Below are 851 nucleotides of genomic sequence, written 5' to 3' on the forward strand. Positions count from 1 at the left end.
CTGGCAAAAAGCGCTTTGCTACAAGAAAAAGCACTGTACCCTGAATCTAGCGTATTTGTTGACGGCATTCTGACTCGCTCCAACATGCAAGACACCGCCTTGGAAGCATCTAACAGCCATCATAAGGAGAAAACAAAATGAAGGGATTCAAGTTCTTAGTTATTTCAATACTTGCTTTTGGAGTTTTATCCGGTTGTGCCGTTAAAGGTTATGACTACACGGCCCTTAAGCAAAGCAAACCGACCTCTATTCTGGTAATTCCACCCAATAATAGCTCTGTCGAAGTTAATGCACCCTATACGCTTATTTCCTCGATATCTGAGCCCTTGGCAGAAAAAGGCTACTATGTATTTCCTGTTTCAGTTGTCGATACTTTGTTTAAAGAGAATGGGCTCCCTACAACGGCTGAAATGAATACTATTCCCTTGGACAAAATTAGGGAAATTATCAACCCTGACGCAGTGTTATACATTGATATCAAGCAGTGGGGGCAGGAGTACCAAGTGATATCCTCAAAGACTGTCGTGGCTTCAGATTGGCGATTAATAGATGCCAAGAGTGGACAAATATTATGGAATGGCAGAGCCCAAGCTGTGAAGTCTTCAGGTGACGGCGGTGGCGGTTTGGCTGGTGCTCTCATTGGTGCATTAGTAGATCAAATTGCCGGCAGTATTGTCGATCACACACCTGAACTTTCTGCTATGGCGAGTAGTAACCTGGTCAATAACCAGCACTGGGGTCTACTTCCTGGGCCTTACGCACCAAAACCAGAAGAAAAGTAAAGATCAGGCAATAGCAATATCTAGAGTGCCTGGGTTTTGCCCGGGTACTCTCTCCTCAAGCCCCTCCAT

Annotated in this window: 1 protein-coding gene; it reads left to right on the forward strand. The window is 44.9% G+C overall.

Annotation, left to right across the window (positions count from 1 at the left end):
* Positions 1 to 137: 137 nt before the first annotated feature.
* On the forward strand, positions 138 to 782 hold the full coding sequence (locus tag A3766_RS08150) for a GNA1162 family protein (protein WP_068515871.1): 645 nt from the start codon (positions 138 to 140) through the stop codon (positions 780 to 782).
* Positions 783 to 851: the final 69 nt, after the last annotated feature.

The organism is Oleiphilus sp. HI0132 (genome assembly GCF_001635845.1).

Coding starts and splice junctions, on each gene's coding strand:
- A3766_RS08150 (WP_068515871.1), top strand. CDS start 138: ATGAAGGGATTCAAGTTCTTAGTTATTTCAATACTTGCTTTTGGAGTT.